The following is a 1,000-nucleotide window of genomic DNA, read 5'->3' as shown; positions in this document are numbered from 1 at the left end:
TGAGTAGCGCATCGGTAGGCCCAGGTGATGGCCAGGATGAGGATGACGAGCAGGCTTGCGAGCTTGTCGGGATTGGTGATGTGGGTGTCCTCCATATTGAGGCCGCGCGTTTTGGCATCGCCGAATAGGCACTCGATGCCCCATCGCTTTCGGTAATCGTTGAGGGCTTGCTTGGGATCGTTGCGGTTGGTGGCGACGATCAGCCATTCGTCGTCGAGGCGCTTTGCCGCCAGGCAGATCGGCTCAAGCGTGGTGCCGGCGGTGCCGTTGACATGGGCCTTGCCGATGACGCTTGCCCGTCGCGCCCGCCTGCGCCGCAGCAGCGTTGCCAGCGACCATGTGCTGCCATCCTGAAGGGTGACGGCCATGTCGATCTTCAGGCGGATGACGAAGGGAATATTGTTTTGGTTGAGGAAATCCATCCACTCGACGCCGATGAACTCCCGATCGGCCAACAGGCACTTTATCGATGCGGCATCAAACAGCATGAGATAACGCCGCATCAGGGCGATGCGTTGGGCCATGTCGGAACTGCCCTGATGCGGCAGCAGGGTAAAGAGCAGCGGCACCCGAAAGCGGCGGGTCACGATCGCCAGCAGCAGAATGTTGATATTGCGCGACCCGAACTTCCAGTTGGTGCGGTCAAGCGCCAGCATCTTGGGGCGATCCAAATTGAGCATGGAAACCACCAGACGGGCCGCCACGGCCTGGTCGAGGCGGACGAACTGGAAGAAGCGCTGCAGGCGGCGATACTTCGAGGCATAGCACGCCGGTCCCGACATATGCACGGCCAGATGCGAAAGGTTGACGGTGCGCGACTGGACAAGGCCGGCAATCAGCACGGCAAGCGTCAACAGACGGCTCTTGCCCAGAAGAAAATGGCGGCCTAACGTCTCGATGAGAGCGGCATGAAGCGGTGTCATAAGCGAAGATCCTTTTGGCGAAGAATCTTCAATTCAACCACATCATTCCGTTCTCACCATTAATGTCGTGTACCGTG

At 59.2% G+C, this 1,000-nt stretch carries 1 protein-coding gene; it reads right to left on the bottom strand.

Features of this window, described 5'->3' with window-relative positions; genetic code table 11:
- On the bottom strand, nt 1-923 hold a 923-nt coding region (locus tag HGP12_RS33740; RefSeq protein WP_168880246.1), incomplete at its 3' end, for an IS4 family transposase.
- Nucleotides 924-1,000: the final 77 nt, after the last annotated feature.

The sequence above is a fragment of the Rhizobium sp. P28RR-XV genome (assembly GCF_012641385.1).
In the GTDB taxonomy this organism is placed as follows: Bacteria; Pseudomonadota; Alphaproteobacteria; order Rhizobiales; family Rhizobiaceae; genus Rhizobium.
The sequence above is the reverse complement of the archived record's forward strand: the minus strand, read 5'-3'. Positions and strand labels throughout refer to the sequence as shown.